This is a genomic window from Planobispora rosea (genome assembly GCF_014648175.1).
Lineage (GTDB): Bacteria > Actinomycetota > Actinomycetes > Streptosporangiales > Streptosporangiaceae > Planobispora > Planobispora rosea.
Genome location: NZ_BMQP01000059.1, coordinates 1 through 20,416 on the forward strand (window position 1 = coordinate 1; position 20,416 = coordinate 20,416).

Consider the following 20,416-nt stretch of genomic DNA (forward strand, 5'->3'; position numbering starts at 1 on the left):
CGGAGGTTGGCGCGGCGGTTGACGGTGTTTGCCGGGGGGGCGACGTTGGGGGCGGCTGAGTGGGTGTGCGGGGTGGCCGATGCCGATGGGGTGTTGGCGTCGTTGGTGGACAAGTCGTTGGTGGAGGTGAGTGGGGGTCGGTATCGGATGTTGGAGACGATCCGGGCGTTCTGTGCTGAGCAGTTGACCGCCGCCGGAGAGACCGAACGCCTGCGCGACGCCCACATCGACTATTTCCTCGGGTTCGCCGAGACCGCCGACCCGTACCTGCGCCGCGCCGAGCAGCTGGAGTGGCTGGCCCGGCTGGACGCCGAGCGGGACAACCTGCACGCCGCGCTGCGCCGCGCGGTCGAGGCCGCCGACATCGAGCGCGCGCTGCGGCTGATGTCGGCCCTGGTCTGCTACTGGTGGCTGCGCGGGCTGCGCAGCGAAGGCGTGGGGCCGGCCCGCGAACTGCTGAGGATGATCGGTTCCACGCCGCCCGCGGAGCTCGCCGACGAGTACGCGCTGTGCGTGATGATCGTCGCCGCGAGCGGTCGTCACGACCCCGAGCTGGACCCGCATCTGACGACCACCCAGAAGATCATGGTCGAGCGGGAGTCCATGCCCCGGCAGCCCTTCATCAGCGTCCTGTGGGCGATGGTCTCCGGCCCGCCGGAGCGGCAGGCGGCCCTGGGGCTGATGGCCCGGTGGGAACAGCTGGAGATGGGGTCCTGGATGCGGGCGATCAGCCGTTTCGGCTGGGGATACTTCCAGCTCTTCGAGGGCGACCCGGTGACGGCCGAGCGCGACTTCGCCATCGCCCTGGAGGACTTCCGCGCCATCGGCGACCGCTGGGGCCTGGCGCAGACGCTCTCCGGGATGGCCGACCTCGCCGACTGGCGGGGAGACCGGGCCGGGTCCATCGCGCTGACCGACGAGGCCCTCGAACTGGCCGAGCAGATCGGCGCCCCCGTCGACGTGGCCGAGCTGCTCCGGCGCCGCGCCGACGGCAGGGCGCGCGACGGGGACGCGGACGGGGCGCGCGACGACTATGAGCGGGTGGAGGAGCTCGGACGCCGGGCGGGCGCCTGGGAGCTGGTGGCCGGAGCGTGGCTCGGGCTCGGCGGGCTCGCCCGCCGCCGCGGTGACCTGGACGAGGCGCGCCGCCTCTGCGAGGCGGCGCTGGAGAAGTGCTCGGCGGGGTGGTTCGACGCCGACCAGACGCGCATGCTCGTGCACGTCGAACTCGGCTGGATCGCCGTGGCGGAGGGCGACACGGCCGAGGCCCTCGCCTGTCACCGACGGGCGCTCGCGGTCAGGTTCGGCGACCGCAACCTGCCCCTGACGGCCCGCATCGCCGAAGGGCTCGCCGGGGTGGCGATGCTGGAGGGCGACGGCGAGCGGGCGGCCCTGCTGCTCGGTCTCGGCACGGCGCTGCGCGGCTCGGCGCCCGCGGGGGATCCCGACGTCGCCCGGGTGAGCGCCTGGTCCCGCGACCGGATCGGCGAGACCGCCTACCACGCCGCCCACGCGCGCGGCGCCCGGCTCGCGCGGCAGGGCAGGGCCGTCCTCGGCGGCCCCCCGCAGCCGGCGCTGACCGTCCTCGGCGAGCAGCTGTCAGCGCTCGGTGAGTGATCCGTCAGTGCCGTCGCCGATGCTGTGGCCATGAGAAACGACTCCCGCAAGTGGGGCACGCTGGTGATCGCGTGTCTGGCCATGCTGATGCTCTCCATCGACCTGACCGTGCTGCACCTGGCCACGCCCAAGCTGACCGCCGACCTGAACCCGTCGGCGCCGCAGCTGCTGTGGATCGTCGACGTCTACGGCTTCGCGCTGGCCGGACTGCTGGTGACCATGGGCAACCTGGGCGACCGGATCGGCCGCAAGCGGCTGCTGCTGATCGGCTCCGGCGCGTTCGGCGCCGCCTCCCTGCTGACGGCCTACGCCCCGAGCCCGGAACTGCTCATCGCCGCCCGGGCGCTGCTCGGCGTGGCGGGCGCCACCATCATGCCCTCGACGCTCTCACTGATCCGCAACGTGTTCACCGACTCCAAGGAGCGGACCACCGCGGTGGGCATCTGGAGCAGCATCGGCGCGGCGGGCTTCGCCCTGGGGCCCGTGGTGGGCGGCGCGCTGCTGAACGAGTTCTGGTGGGGGTCGGTGTTCCTGGTCAACGTGCCGGTGGTCATGTTGATCATCTTGGGCGGCATGGCCGTACTGCCCGAGTCGCGCAACCCGGCCCCCGGCCGCATCGACCTGGTGAGCGTGCCGCTGTCCGTCGTCGGCGTGATCGCGGTCATCTACGCGCTGAAGGAGGGAGCCCACGGAGGCGTCGGGCAGGCCCCGGTGATCGTCGCGGCCGTGCTCGGCGTCATCACGCTCGCCGTGTTCGTCCGCCGGCAGACCCGGCTCGCCGAGCCGCTCATCGACGTCCGGCTGTTCCGCAACCGCGCGTTCTCCGCCTCGGTCGGCTCCGCGCTGATCGCCATGTTCGCGATGCTCTCGATGTCGCTCGTCTTCGCCCAGTACTTCCAGCTCGTCCTGGGCTGGTCCCCGCTGGTCGCGGGACTGGCGGGGCTGCCCGGCGGGGTGGGCGCCGCCATCGGCGGCTCGGTCGCGGGCCCGCTGATCTCCCGGTGGGGCCGGGCCGGGACGGTCGCGCTCGGCATGGTCCTGGCAGCCGTGGGGTTCGGCCTGTACGGCCAGGCCGACACAGACCTCACCTACGCCTACCTCGTCGTCGCCATGGTCATCACCAGCACGGGCATCGGGATGACCTTCGCCGTGGTCAACGACACCATCATCGCCACCGCGCCCCGGGAGCGGGCCGGCGCCGCCGCCGCGATCTCCGAGACCGCCACCGAGATGGGCGGCGCCCTGGGCATCGCCGTCCTCGGCACCGTGCTGAACAGCGCCTACGCCGCCAATCTCGTCCTGCCCGCCGGGCTTCCCGCCGAGACCGGAGCTCAGGTGCGGGACACGCTGGGCGACGCCCTGCGCGCCGCCTCGACGCTCCCTCCGGACCTCGCCTCCGCCGTCACCGGGGCCGCCCGCGAGGCGTTCGTCGAGGGCATGCAGGCGACCGTGCTCACCGGCGCGGGCATCCTCCTGCTGCTCGCGGTGGCCGCGCTCTACGCCCTGCGGGGCGTGCCGAAGGAACTCTCCGACGATGTCACGGAACTGTCCCCCGCGTGACGATCCCGCCTCAGCCTGCGCCTGCGACGGTAGACGGTTCCGCCGACGCCCGCTCCTGGTTGCGGCGCCGGGTGCCCTCCCAGGCGAACAGGTAGCGGCGGATCATCTGTACCGTGGGTGTCGCCAGCTGCCGGAACTTCACCACGATCTGCTGACCGAATCCGTCGGGGTCGTCGCGCACGATGGTGACCGTACCGATCTGGCTCAGGATCCCGGTGCTGAGCATCACCTGGATGTGCAGCTCCTCGCCCTCGGCGATGTCGGAGGCCGGCGCCCAGCACCGCAGTGCTTTCTCGCTCAGGTCCAGCAAGGTGCTGTCGAAGGTGATGGCGGGCTGAGCGGCCAGGGTGGAGATGCGCATCTTCTCCCCGCCACCGCCGCGCAAGTGCTCGCGGCGTCCGATCCGCTGGGGTTCGCTCAGCGGCCTCAGCCGCCAGCGCTCCGGTGAACCGCTGATGTGCTCCAGCCGGACCGGGAGGGCGACCCGGCCGCCCTCGTCGATCCAGAACAGGCTCAGGTGGCTGCCGACCTCGGCGGCCTCCAGCTTCTCCGCGCCGGCGGGCGCGGCGATGACGATGTCGTCGCCGAGGATCGCCTCCAGACGGGAACGGTGCCCGGCGTCGTCGTCGACGCACACATACAGCGCACTTTTCAGCGGGGGAAGCAGTTTCATGGACGCACTCCTTGAACCGGGGAAGACCAAGACAACGGTGCGACGGCCTCGCCGCCTCATCGACGTGCTCTCTCACCCCTCGTTCCCGGGAAGGCGGAGCACACGGATCCGGGGGTACGGATCCGTATATGGTCGTCCACTGAGAGTAGGCGACACTTTCCGTGAAAGCATCCTTACGGACCGGATTTTCGAGTAGTTTCCGTCACATCCCGCCGACGGCGGGACGGACCCGCACGGTGACCGCCGTCGGCCGACGTCACCGTGACGGGTCCGTGGAGCCGGGGAGGCCGGGCACGAGATGACTCAGAGCCTCACCAGCATCTTGCCGACGTTGCCGCCGCGCATCATGTCCAGGAAGGCCGAGGGCGCCCGCTCGATGCCCTCGGCCACGGTCAGCTCGGTACGCAGGGAGCCGTCGGCCAGCCAGCCGGCCGCCTTCGCGATCCATTCGGGGAACAGGTGGAAGTAGGAGCTGATCAGCATGCCGCGCAGGGTGGCGTCCTTGGTGGCCAGAGCGAACAGGTTGCCCGGACCGGGGACCGGCTCGGTGGCGTTGTAGGAGCTGATCGCGCCCACCATCGCGATCCTGCCGCCGTGGCGCAGTGCGTCGATGGCCGCCACCAGGTGGTCGCCGCCGACGTGATCGACGTAGACGTCGATGCCGTCGGGGGCGGCCTCGGCCAGTTGCCCGGCGACCGAACCGGCGCGGTAGTCGATCGCGGCGTCGTAGCCGAGGTCCTGCACGAGCTTCTTCGCCTTCAGTGCCCCGCCCGCGGAGCCGATCACCCGGGAGGCCCCGAGCTTGCGGGCGAGTTGCCCGGCGATGCTGCCCACGGCCCCGGCCGCCGCCGAGACGAGAACCACATCGCCCTGCCGTACGGGAGCCACCTCGGTCAGCGCCGCGTAGGCGGTCAGCCCGGTGGTGCCCAGCACGCCCAGCCACGCCTCCGCGGGGGCCAGGGCGAGGTCGGCCACGGTCGCGGCAGCGGCGTCCACCACGGCGTACTCGCGCCAGCCCAGGAAGTGCACGACGGTCGCGCCCACCGGGATGTCAGCCGAGCGTGAGGCCACGACCTCGCCGATCGCCGCGCCGTCCAGGGGCGCGCCGAGCCGGAACGGGGGCAGGTAGGACTCGGCGTCGTCCATCCGCCCGCGCATGTAGGGATCGACCGACATCCAGGTGTTGCGGACCAGGACCTGGCCCTCGGCCGGTTCGGGCAGCTCGGCGGTGACCAGTTCGAAGTTCTCCGCACCGGGCTCGCCGAAGGGGCGGGCGGCCAGACGGATCTCACGGTTCACGGTCATGGTGGTGCTCCTCGCTCGACGCGGTGTCCGCTGCTCCGGACTCCGGTTGTCCTCCGCTTCGGGCTCCACTGTGGACCGGGGCGCGCACGATCGGCTGGGGGTTCGCTGCGGGTACGGTGACCCGGTGCGATTCGGTGTACTCGGCCCCCTCTGCGTATGGACCGACGACGGGCGGCCCGTGCGGGTCCCCGAGGCGAAGGTCCGGGCGTTGCTCGCCGACCTGCTGATCCACCAGGGGCGTCCGGTCTCGGCCGACCGCCTGGCCGAGGATCTGTGGGGAGACGACCCACCGGGCAACCCCGTCAACACGCTGCAGACCAAGGTGTCCCAGCTGCGCCGCGCCCTGGAGCAGGCGGAGGCGGGAGGACGCGGGCTGGTGGTCTTCCAGTCGCCGGGTTACGTCCTGCGTGCCGCCGACGTGGACGCCACCCGTTTCGCCGCGCTGCTCGGCACGGCCCGCGCCGCCACCGATCCACGGGCGAAGGCGGGGTTGCTGTCGGATGCCCTGGCCCTGTGGCGCGGTCCCGCCTACGCCGGCTTCGCCGACGAGGAGTTCGCCCGTGCCGCGGCCACCCGTCTGGAGGAGCAGCGCCTGGCCGCGCTGGAGGAGCGGGCGGAGGTACGGCTGGAGCTGGGCGAGCACAGCCTGGTGACCGACGAGCTGGGCGAGCTGGTGGCCGTGCACCCGCTGCGCGAGCGCCTGCGCGCCGCCCACCTGCGGGCGCTCTATCGGTCGGGCCGGCAGGCGGAGGCGCTGGCCGGGTACGAGGACCTGCGGCGCAGGCTGGCCGACGAGCTGGGCCTCGACCCCGGACCCGAACTGGCCGCCCTCCACCGGGCGATGCTGCGCCAGGACCCCTCGCTCGCGCCCCCGCGCCCGCGCCCGCGCACGAACCTCCCCGCCGCCCCGACCGAGCTGATCGGCCGCGAGCAGGCCATGGCCGAGGTCGGCGCCCTGCTCGGCTCGGCCCGTCTGGTCACGCTGACCGGTCCGGGCGGTGTCGGCAAGACCAGGCTCGCCCTGGCGGTCGCCGACCTGGCCGCCGACGCCTTCCCCGACGGGGTGTGGCTGGTCGAGCTGGCCGGTGTCCCGGGCGGGACGGCGACCGTGACCGAGGTGGTGGCCGCCGAACTGGACGTCCGCGACGACACGGCGACCGGTGCCCGTCCCGGCGTGCGCCCGGCCGGCCTGGCGCACCGGCTCGCCGACGCCCTGCGCGGCCGGCGGCTGCTGCTCGTGCTGGACGACTGCGAGCGCGCGATCGAACCGGTCGCCGAGCTGACGGACCTGCTGCTGAGGACCGCCCCGGACCTGCGCGTGCTGACCACCAGCCGGGAACCGCTGGCGATCCCCGGGGAGACGCTGTACGCGGTGCCGCCGCTTGAGCTTCCGGCGCCCGGGGAGGATCCGGCGCGGGCCGGCTCCGTGCGGCTGTTCGTGGCCCGCGCCTCGGCCGCCGCACCCGGCTTCGTGCTGGACGAGGTCAGCGCGCCCTCAGTGGCGGCGATCTGCAGGAGGCTGGACGGCCTGCCGCTGGCGCTGGAACTGGCCGCCGCCCGGGTGCGCACGCTGGGCGTCCGCGGCGTGGCCGACCGGCTGGACGCCCGCTTCCACCTGCTCACCGGATCGGGCCGGGGGCGGCCCGCCCGCCAGCAGACCCTGCGCGCGGTGATCGACTGGAGCTGGGAGCAGCTCACCGGGCAACAGCGCCTGGTCCTGCTCCGGCTGGCCGTCCATCCGGGGGGCTGCACGCTGGAGGCGGCCGAGGCGGTGTGCGCGGGTCCCGGACTGGACCCCGGTGCGGACGTCGTCGACCTGCTGGACCAGTTGGTGGCCAGGTCGATGGTCGAGTCCTCCGGCGGGATGCGCTACCGGCTGCTGGAGTCGATCGCCGCCTACTGTCTCGAACGGCTCGCCGACGGCGACCCGGTCTTCCGGCGCCGCGACCTCTACTACACCGAGCTGGCCGAACAGGCCGCGCCCCACCTCCACGGCCCTGATCAGCGCCGGTGGCTGGACCGCCTGGACACCGAGGCGCCCAACCTGCGGGCCGTACTCGAACACACCGCCGACCCCGTCCTGGCACTGCGCCTGGTCGACGCCCTGGCGTGGTACTGGTACCTGCGCGGCAGGCACCGCGAGGGTCGCGCCTCCATCGCCGCGGTCATGGCGTTGCCCGGCGTGGAGTGCCCCAGGACGGCGGCGTGGGAGACCGGGTTCGCGATACTGACCGGCGACGGCGGCGACCCGCTGCGGGGCAGCCGTACCGTGGCGCGGGCGCTGGACGCCCACGACGCGCGGTCACGCTGGTTCCTGGCACTCGCGCATCTGAGCTTCGGGGACGCCGCCACCGCCGAGGGCCTGCTGACGGAGGCGCTGGCAGGGTTCCGTTCCGCCGGCGACCGCTGGGGGGAGGCGGCGGCGCTGGCGGGCCGCGCCAAACAGGCGATGTTCCAGGGTGACCACGCCCTCGCCGAGCGGGCCGGCACCCAGAGCCTGGCGATCTTCAGTGAGCTGGGCGACGGCTGGGGCCGGCTGCAGGCCTCCGACATGCTCGGCTACCTCGCCGAGATCACCGGCGACTACGAGCGGGCCGTCCGCCTGCACCGCGAGGGCCTGCGCATCGCCGAGGACCTGAGGCTGTGGACCGACGCGTCCTGCCGGCTGTCCAGCCTCGGACGGCTCGCCCTGCTGACCGGGGACCTGGACGGATCACGGGAACTGCACGAGCGGGGGATGCGCCTGGCGGCCGAGCAGTCCAACCGCTTCGCCGAGGAGTTCGCCCGGGTCGGCCTCGGCCTCGTCGCCCGCCGCGGCGGCGACCTCGACACGGCGGAGCGGCTCTTCCGGCGGTCACTGGCCTGGAATCGCCGCCTGGAGGCCGACTACGGCGTGCCCTTCTACGGCGTGACGCTGCTGCTGGCCGAGCTCGGCTTCATCGCCGAGCGGCGCGGCGACCGCGCCACGGCCAGGGCGCTGCATCTGGAAGGACTGGCCGCGGCCCGCGAGATCGGTGATCCGCGCGCCATCGCCCTGGCCCGGGAGGGACTGGCCGGGGTCGCAGCGGCCGAGGGCGCCTACGAGGAGGCGGTGGCCCTGCTGGATGAGGCCGCGGCGCTCAGGGAGTCGGTCGGCGCGCCCCTGCCGCAGGCGGAACGCGGCGACGTCGACCGGATCGCCGCCGCTGTCCGCGCGGCGCTGGGCGGGGGATCCGTACGCTGACCCCAGCCGATCATGACCGTGCCCGCCAGGGCGATGACCCGCTGTGACGCGTCGGCCTTGGGCCTGCGATGATCGACGAGACGTAAACGACGGATCGATGAGGGTCGCGCCAGAACGCCGAGTCGTCCAGCCTCTACCGCATCTGAAGGGATCTCCCATGCGCCGACCCCTCGGGTTACTCGCCGCGGCCGCTGCCCTGGCCACGATCACCGCGCCCGTGGGTACGGCGCAGGCCGTCACGGCGTCCCCGGCTTCCGGCGCCGGCCGGTCCGGCTCGCCCGGCCTGTCCGGGCCGGCCACCACGGCATCGGTATCCGGCGCCGGGGTGGGAACGGCGCGGGAGAACATGGTCGTGCGGCTGGTCAACGCCCGCCGGGCGAAGAAGGGCTGCCGGGCGCTCAAGCACCACTCGCAACTTCACCGGGCCGCCCGCGGACATTCGGCCGACATGGCGAAGCACGACTACCTCTCCAACACCTCTCGCGACGGCCGGTCCTTCGCCGACCGCATCAAGGAGACCGGTTTCACCGGCGGCACCCACTGGGCGGAGAACATCGCCAAGGGCCAGTCCACCCCGGCCGCGGTCGTGAAGTCCTGGATGGGCTACTCCGAAACCAGGGCCAACATCATGAACTGCACGTTCACCGTCATCGGGGTCGGCGCGGCCAAGAACTCCGACGGCGCGATCTACTGGACCCAGATCTTCGCTGCCAAGTGACACCCGCTCCGTAGTGGGCCATCGGAAGATCACAGGCGGCCTGCGCCCGTCACGGGCGTGATCGAAGTCGAACATCAGGCCGTCGCCGTCCTCGGTCTCGGCGGTACCGGCCGGCAGGCAGGCAGACAGTCGTCGGGCCCGTCCTCGACTCCGACCACCCGGGCGATGAACCTGATCGTCATATCGCGGGAGAGCAGCGGCATACAGGCGGCACGCTTCTCCGCGGCCACCACGCCCACCCGGAAGAGCCTGCCGGCGGCCACGCCGTCCGGAGAAACGACGAGATCCCGTCCGATCGGAGTGATCAGACGGGATCTCGTCAACGTGCTTCAGACCATTTCAAGAACGGCCCTGGTGTGGAGCTATGGGGATTCGAACCCCAGACCTCTTCCATGCCATGGAAGCGCGCTACCAACTGCGCCATAGCCCCTCATGTGCCCGTCGGGGCGTTCACCCCTGCGGCACCCCGCCAGTGTATAGGACAACGCCCCGCACATCGTAACCGTCGGGCCGGTCCCCGCCGCCGTCCGGCCGTCGACCCGCCCCGCCCCGGTTCCGGGCGAGCCCGCTCTGAAGGGGTGTCCCGGGGACCCCGCCGCGGCGGGGTCCCCGGGACGGCTCTCAGCCGAGTGCCGTGGCGCGGCCGATCAGGTCGGCCAGCTCGGTCACCATCGGATCCTCCGTGGCCGCGGCCAGCCGGGTGGCGTGCCCGGTCAGATCCCGGACGCCGACGCCGGTGAGCGGCTCACGGGTGCGCAGGTGCTCGGCGAACGCCGCCGCCACCACGTCCACCTGGAACCTCGGGGAGGTCCCCTCCCAGGGGGACCCCGCCAGGGCCCGCGTGTCCAGCGACCCGCTGGTCTCGGCGGGCCGGCGGGTGTCGGGATCCTGCCAGCGCACGGTCGCGGTGGCCAGCTGGCCGGAGGCGCCGCCGCGCAGCCGTACCCGGTACAGGGCCGTCACCGAGTGGCCGGGGCCGATCTCACCGCCGTCCTTGGCGTCGTCGCGGAAGTCCTCGGCCGCCAGTGCGCGGTTCTCGTAGCCGATGAGGTGGTAGGACTCCACCACCGAGGGGTTGAACACGACCTGCGCCTTGGCGTCGCGGGCCCGCAGGTCGAGGGTGGTGGCCAGCTGCTCGGCGAAGACCTTGCGCGTGTCGTCGACCGAGCTGACGTACACCGCGGCGCCGTCGCCGTTGTCGGCGAGCTGCTCCATGAGGTGGTCGCCGTACTCCCGGCCGACGCCCACGCAGAGCAGCGTGATCTGCCTGCCCGCGGACTCCGCGACCCGGTCCAGGATGCCCTGCCAGCTCGTGTCGCCGGTGTTGGCCAGGCCGTCGGAGAGCAGGATGACCCGGTTGGTCGCCATCGGCCGGAACGCGCGGGAGGCCTCGGCGTAGCCGGTGGTCAGGCCCGCCTCCAGGTTCGTCGACCCCTGTACGGCCAGCCGCTCCACGGCCGCGTGCAGCGTCTCCCGATCCGTCGCCGGAGTCATCGGGAGGACCAGCTCGGCCTCGTCGCTGAAGGTCACGATCGAGATGTGGTCCCCCGGTCCCAGCTGGTCGACGAGCTTGTGCAGGGCCTCCCTGACCAGGTCGAGGCGGCCGGACTCGGACATCGAGCCGGACACGTCCACCACGAAGGTCAGACTCGCCGGGCGCCGCGCCTCCGGGTCGTCCCGGCGGGTCTGCAGGCCGACCCGGAGCAGCGCGGTGCCGTTCTCGGGCGTCCGGGCGCCGTCGAGGTGGATGGAGAAACCGTCGTCCCCGGGTTCCTCGTAGTCCTGCCGGAAGGAGTTGACGAACTCCTCCGGGCGGATCTGGGCCGGGTCGGGCAGGCGGCCTTCCTGCAAAGTCCGCCTGGCGTAGCCGTAGGAGGCGGTGTCCACGTCGAGGGCGAACGTGGACACCTGCTCGGCTGTGGTGTCCCGGTCCTCCCGCTCGGCGGTGTCCTCCCCGGCCTCCCCGGCCTCCCTGTCCGTCTCGTCCTTCCGGCCGGCGGCGGCCTCCGTCTCCCGGGGCGCCTCACCGTGGCCCTGCGCCGAGGACGGTGCGCCCCGGTCCTGGCTCGTCGCGGACCCGGCGGCGGGCTTGGTGTCCCCGCCGCTGCCGCAGGCTGCGGCGAGCATCAAGGCGATCACGGCGAGAACGACGAGGAGTGGACGGGCCCGCGAGCGGGTCTGCGGGCGTGTCCGGTGACATGTCTGCGGGTGAGTCTTCATGTCGCGCCTCCGTGGGGTGCGTGTCACCCCGTACGACGACGCCCTCCCGGAACACGCTCAGCGCTTGACCCAAGCGAGCGCTAACCGTGCCCGACGCGTGATCAAGGCTTCCAGGCCGGGTCCCGCCCGAGCAGCCCGAGGGCCCGGTCGAACGACGGCGCGTCCTGCGGCACGGGGACCTCGTCGCCGACGACCCCGTTCTGCCGCGCCATCGGCGCCATCTGCTCGGCGTAGATCCGCATGGCCTCGGCGGTCTCGGGGTCCACCTCGTAGTCCTGCCCGGTGGCCCGGGCCAGGTCCCAGCCGTGGAAGACCAGGTCACCCAGGCCCATCTGGAAGACCACGGTCATGGGGAGCTTCATCATCGGGCTCTCCCCCTCGAACGCCTCCTGGCGGGACCAGCCCTCGACCATGCCCCGGACGCGGGTCTCAAGGGCCTCTGGCTCGTTGTCCTCGGGCGGCATCGGCTCCTTGCGGGCCAGTGCCTCGAACAGCAGCGCCACCCAGGACAGGTGACCGAGCAGGGTCCGCACGTCGTACTCGGAGCAGGGGGTCGGCAGGCCGTACTGGTCCTCCCGGATCCCGCGGACCACGTTCACCGTGCGGTCGGCCGCACGCGACAACATCTCGTTCATACGGGTCATCATTCCTCCGTCGTTCCGGCTTGTCCCGAGGAACCGCGACATGAGATCCATGCCCATGCGCGTCTATCATGGGGGCTCGCGCGCGCTGCCGCCGTCCGCGACGACCACGTCCTGGACCGCCTCGACCCGGTCCGCGTCCCGATCCCGTCGTGACCCGAGGGCCTCGGCCCGGCCGACGTCCCGATCCTGTCGCGGGCCGGAGGGCCGTCAGCCTCCGAACTGCCTCCGGACCGCGGTGAGCGCCGAATCGAGATCCGCGCCGAGTTCACGCGCGGCCGTCGCGTAGGCCCGCGCGGCCTCGGTGAGCCGCTCGCCGCGCTCGCGCTCGGCCAGTTCGGGTGCCGCGCGCACGACCGTGCCCTGGCCCACCCTGCCCCGCACGTATCCGGCGCTCTCCAGCTCGCGGTAGGCCCGCGCGACCGTCCCCGACGCCAGCCCGAGGTCTCCGGCGAGCTGCCGGATGCTCGGCAGCCGGGTCCCGACCTCCAGCTCGCCGCTGCGGATCAGCGCGGCGATCTGCGTCCTGAGCTGCTCGTACGGCGGCACGGACGCCTCCGGGTCGATCTCGACGATCACTCGGTCGTCTCCCGCAGGAGGCGGCGGGCCCGCACCCGCACCCCGAACCAGGCGTAGAGCGCCATCGCGAACACGCCGAAGGCCAGCACGCTGTGGATCCAGTTGAACGGCTCGGGAGCATCGAGATCGAGCGTGACGTCCCACATCACGTCACCCGCGGCCAGGCACATCAGCGCGAGCGACGCCCCACCGATGGTCTGCAGCGAACTGGCCCTGATCTCATCGTCCACCGCGTTCAGATCATCGGGGAGTACCGGCCGGGGACGCCGGACGATGAGCCACCGCGACAACCACAGGACGGCCGTCACCACGGCCACCCCCGTCCCGCCGAGGAGCACCTCCGACGGCTGGACGTCCAGAGTTCCGGCACTCGGCCACCGGAGATAGCCGGCCAGTTGGAGGGCCACGGCGGAGATGACGAACACCGGGCCCCAGCGCACGCCCCACGACAGGTAGTCGCCGGAACGGCGCACGGCCAGCGACGCCCGGCGTGGGCCGTCGGGCGGCGTCAGCCGTACGGAGGTCCGGATCTCGGCTGCGAGCGCTCCCACCAGATAACCTGCGGCGCCCCAGAAGTAGTAGGCGCCCGGGAGCGCGAGGGCTCCGCCCGCCACCCACCCGGCGGCCCCTCCCACCGCCCGCCACCGGCTCACTCTGGCCAGGTAGGTGATGAGGACCGGCCCGGAGGTGACCGTGACGGTGAGATCGCGGGGGGAGGCGAACCTGGCGAGCCGGCCCCTGCCGACCGGGGCGAATCCGGCGAGCAGCACGAGCGTGGGGACGGCGAACATCCACGCCAGCGCGAGGGCGAGCTGTTGCGACGACGAAGCCATGGTCCTCCCCCGGCGTTGCCTCCGATAGCGTCAATGTATCAATATATTGATACATTGACGATGCGGGAGGCCTCCATGACATCGGAGATCAACGATGAGACGTGGGCGCGGATCGCTCCACGCGTGTCAGCGAGGCGGCGGCTGGCCGTCATCGTGCTGATCCCCATCGCCATGACCGTCCTGGCGATCCTCGCCTGGGGGGCCGGGGCCGTCGTCCCCCGGCTGAGCGCCACCCCCACGCTGGTCGAGCCGGGGGCGGCCCGGGGAAGCGTCCGCCTCCACGTGGAGCTGCGCAACGAGGGCCTGGTCCAGGCACAGCCGTCCTCGGTCTCGCCGGGCACGACCCTGCCCGTGCGCTCCCTGAAGCCGCACTTCCCCGGCAGCCCCGACGGCCTGCCCGCCGAGCCCCGCATGCTTCCCGTCACGGGCTGGGCCCTCTCCGGCGGCGCCCGCCGGACGCTCGTCCTGGAGCTGGACGTGCGATGCGGATCGGAGCCGGCCGGCTGGCGCCTGGAGATGGTCGCCTACGGGCCGCTCAGCGGTTACGAGGTGAACATCCCCTGGGAGGACGGGCGGCTGCCCGGCTGGCGGCGCGCCGTGGCCGACGCCGCCTGCGGCTGAGCGGCGCGCCCGGCCCGGGAAGGGGCCTGCGGCTGGGCGGCACACCGGAGGCGGGAAGAGGGGTCAGCAGGCGCAGGCGATGCCGGAGGCGGGAGCGGTCAGAGGGTCGATCGGGTGGCGGGAGACACCGCTCGCGGTCGCGACCGGGAAACCCTCCCGGACCCAGTACTCGAAGCCGCCCAGCATCTCCTTGACCGGATAGCCGAGCTTGGCGAACTCCAGCGCGGCACGGGTGGCGCCGTTGCAGCCGGGGCCCCAGCAGTAGGTCACCACGGTCGCCCCCGCCGGGACGACCTCAGCGGCGCGGGCGGCGATCCGGGCGGTGGGCAGGTGGACGGCGCCCTCGATGTGACCCTGGTTCCAGCTCTCCTCACTGCGGGAGTCGATCACCACGATGCCCGGGACCCCGGCGGCCAGGTCGGCGGCGACGTCGGACACGTCGGTCTCGAACGCCAGCCGGGCGGCGAAGTGGGCGAGTGCGGCGGCGTTGCCCGCGGCGGGGACCGAGGTCACGGCGCTGGAGACGGGGACGGCGGGGGTGCTGGCGGACATGTCAGGCGGCCTCTCGGTCAGGTCGGGCGAATCGGTCAGGTCGGGCGGATCAGTCGGGTCGGGTGGATCAGTCAGGTCGGGTGGGTGCCGGATCGAACGGGTGCCGGATCGGGCGGATCGCCCGATTCCACTCGTCTGCCCGGCCAGTCATCCATGAGCGGCGGTGACGGAAGAAATGGTGCCGGGATCCGATAGGCGACCGACAGTGGCACGAATGCCGCTTATCGCTAAGATTTCGCCATGCTGCTCCCGCTCCCGGCAGCACGTGCCGCGCGCCGTAGCGTCTCCGTGCTGGCCTTCGACGGCATGGCCCCCTTCGAGCTGGGATGCGTCGTGGAGATCTTCGGCATCTCCCGGCCCGAACTGGACGCGCCCTGGTACGAACTGGCCGTCTGCGCCGAGACCCGCGACGATCTGCGGGTCGTGGGCGGCTTCAGCATGCGCGCCGAGCACGGTCTGGACGTCCTCACCGCGGCCGACACGGTGATCGTCCCGGGGGTTCCGGATGTGCGGGGTGAGGTCTCCCCGGCGGTGACGGCCGCGCTGCGGGCGGCGCACGACCGCGGCGCCCGGGTCGTCTCGATCTGCTCGGGGGCGTTCGCGCTGGCCGCCGCGGGGCTGCTGGACGGGCGGGAGGCGACGACCCACTGGAAGTACGCCGGACTGCTCCAGGAGAGGTTCCCCCGGGTACGGGTGAACCCGGACGTGCTCTACGTGGACGGTGACGACGTGCTGACCAGCGCGGGCAGCGCGGCCGGGCTCGATCTGCTGCTCCACCTCGTGCGCAAGGACCACGGGCCGGGCGTGGCCAACACGGTCGCGCGGCGGCTGGTCATCCCGCCGCACCGGGAGGGCGGGCAGGCCCAGTTCGTCCAGGCGGCCGTCGCCCCGGTGGAGGACGACGACGCGGTGGCCGCCGCGATGGCCTGGGCTCTCGACCACCTCTCCGAGCCCATCACGGTCGCCGATCTGGCGAGGGTCGCACGCATGTCGCAGCGCACCTTCATCCGGCACTTCGGCCGCCAGAGCGGGACCAGCCCGCTGCGCTGGGTGATCTCCCAGCGGGTCGCGGCCAGCCTCACCCTGCTGGAGTCCACCGCCGCGCCGGTGGAGGAGATCGCCGCCGCGGTCGGTTTCGACAGCCCGGTGACCTTCCGCCACCACTTCGCCCGGGCGATGCGCACCTCCCCCTCGGCCTACCGCAGGGCCTTCCGCCCCTCGGCGTGAGCGGCGGACCTCACGGCTCGATCCCGAAACGGGCGAAGAGCCCGTCCAGATAGTCGAGCAGGTCCTGACGGCGCTCGGCGGCTCCGGGATAGGCGGAGCCCTCCCCCGCGCGCAGGCGCAGCGCCTCGGCCAGGATCGGGAGCGGGCCGAACTCCTCCTGCGCCCACCGGCCCGCGCCGCTCTTGGAGGTGACCAGCCCGGTGGCGAGGGTGTGGCACAGGCGCGTCGTGCCGAGCGCGGTCCACACCACGGAGTGGTCGCCGACCTGCTCCGGGGTGCTCAAGGCGATCAGCTCGCGCCAGCCGCGCCAGTAATCGCGCAGGTTGCCGCGGGTCCACCCGGCCAGCCGCTCCGGGTCGGTGTGGACGTGCGGCGGCCCACCCCGCAGGACGACGGGGCACTGGGCGAGGGTCTGCCAGACGGCGGGGTTGGTCTCGAAGCACTCGTCGATCTTGAACGCCCCCTCGAAGGCGTACGGCCGCGCGCCGCACCGGCCGGAGTCGTCGCGCAGGTCGGCGGCCGTCACGTAGACGCCGTCGAAGGGCACGGGCGGGGCCAGCTCGGCGTGCGCGCGGCCGAGGGCGGCGACCTGCTCCCGGGTGGGCTCGGCGGACATCCGGGCGACGAAGTCGATGTCGCTCCGCCCAGGGCGGTAGTCGTCGAGGGCCAGCGATCCGACGAGGTAGAGCCCGTCGACGAGCCCCGGCGCGTGGGCGTCGGCGAGGGCGAGGTAGCGGTCGGTGACGGCGAGGACTTCTGCGGGAGGCGCGGTCATGCCCGGTGATCGTAATCGGCTCCGCCCGGGAACGGGCGGTTCGCACAGCCGAGTCCGGGCCTTCCGCCGGCTGGAGACCCAAGCTCCGCGGAGGTCGCGGAGTGGGGGTGGTGACGGGGGCCCCGTTCGATGCCGGTCGGCGGGCCGCCGGGTCCGCCGTACGCGACGGCCGCCGGCCTAGGCGGGCGTCAGCAGGTTCTCTCGCTCGACGGCCTCCAGGAGCAGCGTCTTGTAGCCGACCTCCTCGAACAGCACCGTGACGCGGTCGTTCTCCCTGCTCATCACCGTGCCGGGACCCCACTCGCTGTGCCGTACCCGCGCGTGCATCGCGAAGGGACCGGTGTCCTCGGGGGCCTGCGCCTCACCGGCCCGGCAGGTGTCGCAGGTTCCGCAGAGGCGCTCGTACGGCTCGCCGAAGTACTCCAGCAGGAACCGGCGGCGGCAGCCGGTGGTCTCGGCGTAGCCGCGCATCATCTCGACGCGTGACTCGTCGATGCGGCGGCGGATCTCCTCCAGTTCGGCGGCCCGCTCGACGGCGCGGGCGGGTTCCGGACCTCCGGCGGCCCGGCGCAGGTCGCCCCGGCCGGTGACCTCGACGGCCCCGGCGCGCTCCAGGAGGTTCACCGCCCGGGTCAGGCGGGCGGCGCCCACGCCGAGCAGCTCGCGCAGCTCGCGGGCGCGGACCGTGCCGCCGTGCTCGGCCACCAGCGTCGCGACGCGCAGCAGGAACTCCTCGTCCGTCCGTCCCCCGGCGAAGAAGCGGCGCAGCCCCAGGTCCTCGGGGCGGTAGAACAGCACCGCCGCGGCCCGCTCCCCGTCCCGCCCGGCGCGGCCGATCTCCTGGTAGTAGGAGTCCGGGGACTCGGGCGGCGCGGCGTGCAGGACGAACCGTACGTCGGGCTTGTCGATCCCCATGCCGAACGCCGAGGTCGCCACGGCGACGTCCAGCTCGCCGTCGCGGAACATCTCGTGGACGCGGTGCCGGTCGGCCGCCTTCATCCCCGCGTGGTACGGCTCCGCCCGCCGTCCCGCCTCCCGCAGCGCGGCGGCGTACTCCTCGGTGTCCCGGCGGGTGGCGGCGTAGACGAGCCCGAGGCCGGTACGGCGGGCCGCCTCGGCCACCACCGCCTGCCGCAGCTCGTCCGCGGTGACGAAACGGCGCACCTCCAGCTCCAGGTTGGGCCGGTCGAACCCGCGCACGACCTGGCGGACGTCCCGCAGGCCCAGCACCGCCACGATCTCCTCGCGCACCGCCGGGGTCGCCGTGGCGGTCAGGGCCACCACCGGCGGGTGCCCGAGCCGCTCGATCACCTGGCCGAGCCGCAGGTAGTCGGGGCGGAAGTCGTGGCCCCAGGCGGACACGCAGTGGGCCTCGTCGACGGCGATCAGCGAGGGGCGGGCGGCCCGGAGCCGCTCCACGATCTCGGGCTTGGCGAGCTGCTCGGGGGCGAGGAAGACGAACTCGGCGCGGCCCGCGTGCACGGCCTCCAGCGGGTCGTCGGAGCCGCCCTGCGCCGAGTTGAGCGCGACCGCCCCGCCCGCGCCGACCTCCGTCAGCCCGGCGACCTGGTCCCGCTGCAGCGCGATCAGCGGTGAGACGACCACCGTCGGGCCGTCGAGGAGCTGGGCGGGCACCTGGTAGACGGCCGACTTGCCGCCGCCGGTCGGCATGACCACGAGCGCGTCGCCGCCGCCCACCAGGTGGCTCATCGCCTCGATCTGGCCGGACCGCAGATCCTCCCACCCGAAGACCTCGCGGGCCACCGCGCGCAACCGTCTGGCTCGTGATCCGAACCTGTTTCCCAGGGTCCCCCGGGCCACGGCGCGCAGCCGTCCCGCTCGCGATCCGGATCCGTTTCCCACGCCCGTTCTCCTCCGCCTCCGCTGACCCGGTCCACCAGGTACCCCCGGATCGGGGCCCTAGTCGGGGAGGCCCGCGCCCGGCTTCAGCGTCTGGCTCTGCGGTAGCGGCGCGCGGCCAGCGGCGCGAAGACCGCCACGATCACCACGGGCCAGACCACGGCCATGGGCATCGCGTTCTGCGCGATCCAGGAATCACCGCCCAGGCCGGGGTTGCCGAACAGCTCACGGGTCGCGGCGACCGTGGAGGAGAGCGGGTTCCAGGCGGCGACGGCGCCGAGCCAGCCCGGCATCATCTCCGGGGCGACGAAGGCGTTGGAGATCATCGTGAGCGGGAACAGCAGCGCGTAGAAGTTCCCCGCCTGCTCCGCGTTCTTCGCCAGCAGCCCCAGGTAGATGCCGACCCAGATGAACGCGAACCGCAGCAGCAGCAACAGGCCGACCGCCGCCAGGGTCTCCCCGATCGTCCCGTGCGCCCGCCAGCCCACGATCAGGCCGCAGACGATCAGGATGACGAGGTCCATGACCGAGTTGATCATGTCGGCCGCGCTCCGGCCGACCACCACCCCGGAGCGGGCCATCGGCATCGCCCGGAAGCGGTCGGTGATGCCCTTGTCGGCGTCGGCGGTGACGCCCATCATCGTGTTGCCGATGCCGAACATCATGGTCATGCCGAACAGACCCGGCAGCAGGAACTCGCGGTAGTCCCCTCCGCCCGGCACCGCCATGGCGCTGCCGAAGACGTAGCCGAACAGCAGCACGGAGACCATCGGGTACATCAGCCCCCACACGACGTAGGAGGGCTCCCGCACCCAGTGGATCAGGTAGCGGCGGGTGATGGTCCAGCTGTCGGAGATCATCCAGCGGACCCGGGAGAGGGGGGCCGCCGGGATCGGCTGGGGCGGTGCGGCGGGCGTGGTCGTGGTCGTGGTCATACGGCCGTCTCCTTCTCCGTTCGGTGGTCGCCTCGGTGGTCGCCTCGGTGGTCGGCGGCCTCCGCCCGGTGCCCGGTGAGCCGCAGGAACACCTCGTCCAGGGTCGGCCGCCGCAGGGCGATGTCCTCCACCGCGATCCCCGCCTCGTCCAGGGCGCGGACGGCCTCGGTGAGGGTGGCGACGCGGTGCCGTACCGGGGCGGTGATCTCCCGGGTGTCCGGCCGCGTCCCGGGCTCGGCGCCGCAGACGCGGGCGATGATCCGCGCCGCCTCGGCCAGCTCGGCGGCATCGGCGACGACCAGGTCGAGCTGGTCGCCGCCGATGGTGGACTTGAGCCGCTCCGGCGACCCCTCGGCGATCATCCGGCCCCGGTCGAGCACCACGATCCGGTCGGCGAGCCGGTCGGCCTCCTCCAGGTACTGGGTGGTCAGCAGAACCGTGGTGCCCCCGGCGACCAGCGAGCGGATCGCCTCCCAGACCTCGATGCGGCCGCGCGGGTCCAGGCCGGTGGTGGGCTCGTCGAGGAAGAGCACCTGCGGGGCCATGATGAGGCTGGCGGCCAGGTCGAGCCGGCGGCGCATGCCTCCGGAGTAGTGCTTGACCGACTTGCCGCCCGTGTCGGCCAGCCCGAACCGCTCCAGCAGCGCGTCCGCCCGGCGGCGGGCCTCGGCCGCGCCCAGGTGGTAGAGCCGCCCGAACATCTCCAGGTTCTGCCGGCCGGTGAGGATCTCGTCGACCGCCGCGCTCTGCCCGGTCACCCCGATCCGGTAGCGCACCTGCGCGGCCTGCCGTACGACGTCGAACCCGGCGACCTCGGCCTGGCCGCCGTCGAACTCCAGCAGCGTGGACAGGATCCGCACCGCCGTGGTCTTCCCGGCTCCGTTGGGGCCGAGCAGCCCGCAGATCGAACCCTCGGGGACGGTCAGGTCGAACCCTTCCAGGGCTCTGGTCTGCTTGTACTCCTTCCGCAGTCCTTCGGCGACGATCGCCGTTCCGTTCGGGGCCATGACGGCCTCCTTACTGAGTACGCTGTACGAAGTTATGCGTACAGAATACGCAGTCCTATGATGAGCGCAA

Annotated in this window: 18 protein-coding genes and 1 tRNA gene; 6 read left to right on the forward strand and 13 right to left on the reverse strand. The window is 72.9% G+C overall.

Annotated elements, in window-relative coordinates; genetic code table 11:
• Window positions 1–18: 18 nt before the first annotated feature.
• Both IEZ08_RS35865 and IEZ08_RS35870 read left to right on the forward strand, forming a co-directional pair.
• Window positions 19–1,617, forward strand: coding sequence for an ATP-binding protein (locus IEZ08_RS35865; protein WP_506330648.1), 1,599 nt, complete (start codon window positions 19–21; stop codon window positions 1,615–1,617).
• 30 nt (window positions 1,618–1,647) lie between these two features.
• A complete protein-coding gene (locus IEZ08_RS35870) occupies window positions 1,648–3,177 on the forward strand; it encodes an MFS transporter (RefSeq protein ID WP_189243928.1) in 1,530 nt (509 codons plus the stop codon).
• A gap of 10 nt (window positions 3,178–3,187) precedes the next feature.
• Here the strand turns inward: IEZ08_RS35870 and IEZ08_RS35875 are convergent, their stop codons facing one another.
• Window positions 3,188–3,850, reverse strand: a complete 663-nt coding sequence (locus IEZ08_RS35875; protein WP_068925570.1) for a PilZ domain-containing protein — start codon at window positions 3,848–3,850, stop codon at window positions 3,188–3,190.
• Window positions 3,851–4,153: 303 nt separating this feature from the next.
• Window positions 4,154–5,155: an NADP-dependent oxidoreductase gene (locus IEZ08_RS35880; protein ID WP_068925572.1), complete on the reverse strand. Its 1,002-nt coding sequence runs from the start codon at window positions 5,153–5,155 to the stop codon at window positions 4,154–4,156.
• Between the two features lie 124 nt (window positions 5,156–5,279).
• Here IEZ08_RS35880 and IEZ08_RS35885 point away from each other — a divergent pair, with 124 nt between their 5' ends.
• Window positions 5,280–8,378, forward strand: a complete 3,099-nt coding sequence (locus tag IEZ08_RS35885) for an AfsR/SARP family transcriptional regulator (RefSeq protein WP_189243929.1) — start codon at window positions 5,280–5,282, stop codon at window positions 8,376–8,378.
• A 157-nt stretch (window positions 8,379–8,535) separates the two neighbouring features.
• Window positions 8,536–9,096, forward strand: coding sequence for a CAP domain-containing protein (locus IEZ08_RS35890; protein WP_203863677.1), 561 nt, complete (start codon window positions 8,536–8,538; stop codon window positions 9,094–9,096).
• A 74-nt stretch (window positions 9,097–9,170) separates the two neighbouring features.
• On the opposite strand, the gene IEZ08_RS35895 is transcribed toward IEZ08_RS35890, so the two are convergent.
• From IEZ08_RS35895 to IEZ08_RS35920, 6 genes are all read right to left on the reverse strand, one after another.
• On the reverse strand, window positions 9,171–9,419 hold the full coding sequence (locus tag IEZ08_RS35895; RefSeq protein WP_141704185.1) for a hypothetical protein: 249 nt from the start codon (window positions 9,417–9,419) through the stop codon (window positions 9,171–9,173).
• A 34-nt stretch (window positions 9,420–9,453) separates the two neighbouring features.
• A tRNA-Ala gene (locus IEZ08_RS35900) sits at window positions 9,454–9,526 on the reverse strand.
• Window positions 9,527–9,717: 191 nt separating this feature from the next.
• Window positions 9,718–11,235 (reverse strand): vWA domain-containing protein, encoded by a 1,518-nt coding sequence (locus IEZ08_RS35905; RefSeq protein ID WP_229803893.1) that lies wholly within the window; start codon window positions 11,233–11,235, stop codon window positions 9,718–9,720.
• Between the two features lie 182 nt (window positions 11,236–11,417).
• Window positions 11,418–11,951 carry a TIGR03086 family metal-binding protein gene (locus IEZ08_RS35910; RefSeq protein ID WP_203863676.1) on the reverse strand — a complete coding sequence of 178 codons (534 nt, stop codon included), beginning with the start codon at window positions 11,949–11,951 and terminating at the stop codon, window positions 11,418–11,420.
• 216 nt (window positions 11,952–12,167) lie between these two features.
• Window positions 12,168–12,536: a GntR family transcriptional regulator gene (locus tag IEZ08_RS35915; RefSeq protein ID WP_203863675.1), complete on the reverse strand. Its 369-nt coding sequence runs from the start codon at window positions 12,534–12,536 to the stop codon at window positions 12,168–12,170.
• Window positions 12,533–13,369: a hypothetical protein gene (locus tag IEZ08_RS35920; RefSeq protein WP_189243931.1), complete on the reverse strand. Its 837-nt coding sequence runs from the start codon at window positions 13,367–13,369 to the stop codon at window positions 12,533–12,535. The genes IEZ08_RS35915 and IEZ08_RS35920 overlap by 4 nt, the downstream gene beginning before the upstream one ends.
• 75 nt (window positions 13,370–13,444) lie before the next feature.
• Here IEZ08_RS35920 and IEZ08_RS35925 point away from each other — a divergent pair, with 75 nt between their 5' ends.
• The gene (locus IEZ08_RS35925; RefSeq protein WP_189243932.1) at window positions 13,445–13,990 is read left to right on the forward strand and encodes a hypothetical protein; all 546 of its coding nucleotides are present in this window, start codon (window positions 13,445–13,447) and stop codon (window positions 13,988–13,990) included.
• Between the two features lie 63 nt (window positions 13,991–14,053).
• On the opposite strand, the gene IEZ08_RS35930 is transcribed toward IEZ08_RS35925, so the two are convergent.
• Window positions 14,054–14,542 (reverse strand): rhodanese-like domain-containing protein, encoded by a 489-nt coding sequence (locus IEZ08_RS35930; protein WP_068925588.1) that lies wholly within the window; start codon window positions 14,540–14,542, stop codon window positions 14,054–14,056.
• A 240-nt stretch (window positions 14,543–14,782) separates the two neighbouring features.
• On the opposite strand from IEZ08_RS35930, the gene IEZ08_RS35935 reads away from it, so the two are divergent.
• Window positions 14,783–15,769, forward strand: coding sequence for a helix-turn-helix domain-containing protein (locus tag IEZ08_RS35935; RefSeq protein ID WP_189243933.1), 987 nt, complete (start codon window positions 14,783–14,785; stop codon window positions 15,767–15,769).
• 10 nt (window positions 15,770–15,779) lie between these two features.
• Here the strand turns inward: IEZ08_RS35935 and IEZ08_RS35940 are convergent, their stop codons facing one another.
• The 4 genes from IEZ08_RS35940 to IEZ08_RS35955 all read right to left on the reverse strand — a co-directional run bounded on the left by IEZ08_RS35940 (window position 15,780) and on the right by IEZ08_RS35955 (window position 20,346).
• The gene (locus IEZ08_RS35940) at window positions 15,780–16,544 is read right to left on the reverse strand and encodes a nucleotidyltransferase domain-containing protein (protein ID WP_068925592.1); all 765 of its coding nucleotides are present in this window, start codon (window positions 16,542–16,544) and stop codon (window positions 15,780–15,782) included.
• 177 nt (window positions 16,545–16,721) lie between these two features.
• Window positions 16,722–18,407 (reverse strand): RecQ family ATP-dependent DNA helicase, encoded by a 1,686-nt coding sequence (locus IEZ08_RS35945; RefSeq protein ID WP_229803895.1) that lies wholly within the window; start codon window positions 18,405–18,407, stop codon window positions 16,722–16,724.
• 83 nt (window positions 18,408–18,490) lie between these two features.
• Window positions 18,491–19,339 carry an ABC transporter permease gene (locus tag IEZ08_RS35950; protein ID WP_189243934.1) on the reverse strand — a complete coding sequence of 283 codons (849 nt, stop codon included), beginning with the start codon at window positions 19,337–19,339 and terminating at the stop codon, window positions 18,491–18,493.
• Window positions 19,336–20,346: an ATP-binding cassette domain-containing protein gene (locus tag IEZ08_RS35955; protein ID WP_189243935.1), complete on the reverse strand. Its 1,011-nt coding sequence runs from the start codon at window positions 20,344–20,346 to the stop codon at window positions 19,336–19,338. Before IEZ08_RS35955 ends, IEZ08_RS35950 begins: the two co-directional genes overlap by 4 nt.
• Between the last annotated feature and the right edge of the window lie 70 nt (window positions 20,347–20,416).

Excerpts from the sequence above, each read along its gene's own strand:
- IEZ08_RS35870 (WP_189243928.1), top strand. The coding sequence starts at position 1,648 with ATGAGAAACGACTCCCGCAAGTGGGGCACGCTGGTGATCGCGTGTCTG.
- IEZ08_RS35875 (WP_068925570.1), bottom strand. The coding sequence starts at position 3,850 with ATGAAACTGCTTCCCCCGCTGAAAAGTGCGCTGTATGTGTGCGTCGAC.
- IEZ08_RS35880 (WP_068925572.1), bottom strand. The coding sequence starts at position 5,155 with ATGACCGTGAACCGTGAGATCCGTCTGGCCGCCCGCCCCTTCGGCGAG.
- IEZ08_RS35890 (WP_203863677.1), top strand. The coding sequence starts at position 8,536 with ATGCGCCGACCCCTCGGGTTACTCGCCGCGGCCGCTGCCCTGGCCACG.
- IEZ08_RS35910 (WP_203863676.1), bottom strand. The coding sequence starts at position 11,951 with ATGAACGAGATGTTGTCGCGTGCGGCCGACCGCACGGTGAACGTGGTC.
- IEZ08_RS35920 (WP_189243931.1), bottom strand. The coding sequence starts at position 13,369 with ATGGCTTCGTCGTCGCAACAGCTCGCCCTCGCGCTGGCGTGGATGTTC.
- IEZ08_RS35925 (WP_189243932.1), top strand. The coding sequence starts at position 13,445 with ATGACATCGGAGATCAACGATGAGACGTGGGCGCGGATCGCTCCACGC.
- IEZ08_RS35930 (WP_068925588.1), bottom strand. The coding sequence starts at position 14,542 with ATGTCCGCCAGCACCCCCGCCGTCCCCGTCTCCAGCGCCGTGACCTCG.
- IEZ08_RS35935 (WP_189243933.1), top strand. The coding sequence starts at position 14,783 with ATGCTGCTCCCGCTCCCGGCAGCACGTGCCGCGCGCCGTAGCGTCTCC.
- IEZ08_RS35940 (WP_068925592.1), bottom strand. The coding sequence starts at position 16,544 with ATGACCGCGCCTCCCGCAGAAGTCCTCGCCGTCACCGACCGCTACCTC.
- IEZ08_RS35950 (WP_189243934.1), bottom strand. The coding sequence starts at position 19,339 with ATGACCACGACCACGACCACGCCCGCCGCACCGCCCCAGCCGATCCCG.
- IEZ08_RS35955 (WP_189243935.1), bottom strand. The coding sequence starts at position 20,346 with ATGGCCCCGAACGGAACGGCGATCGTCGCCGAAGGACTGCGGAAGGAG.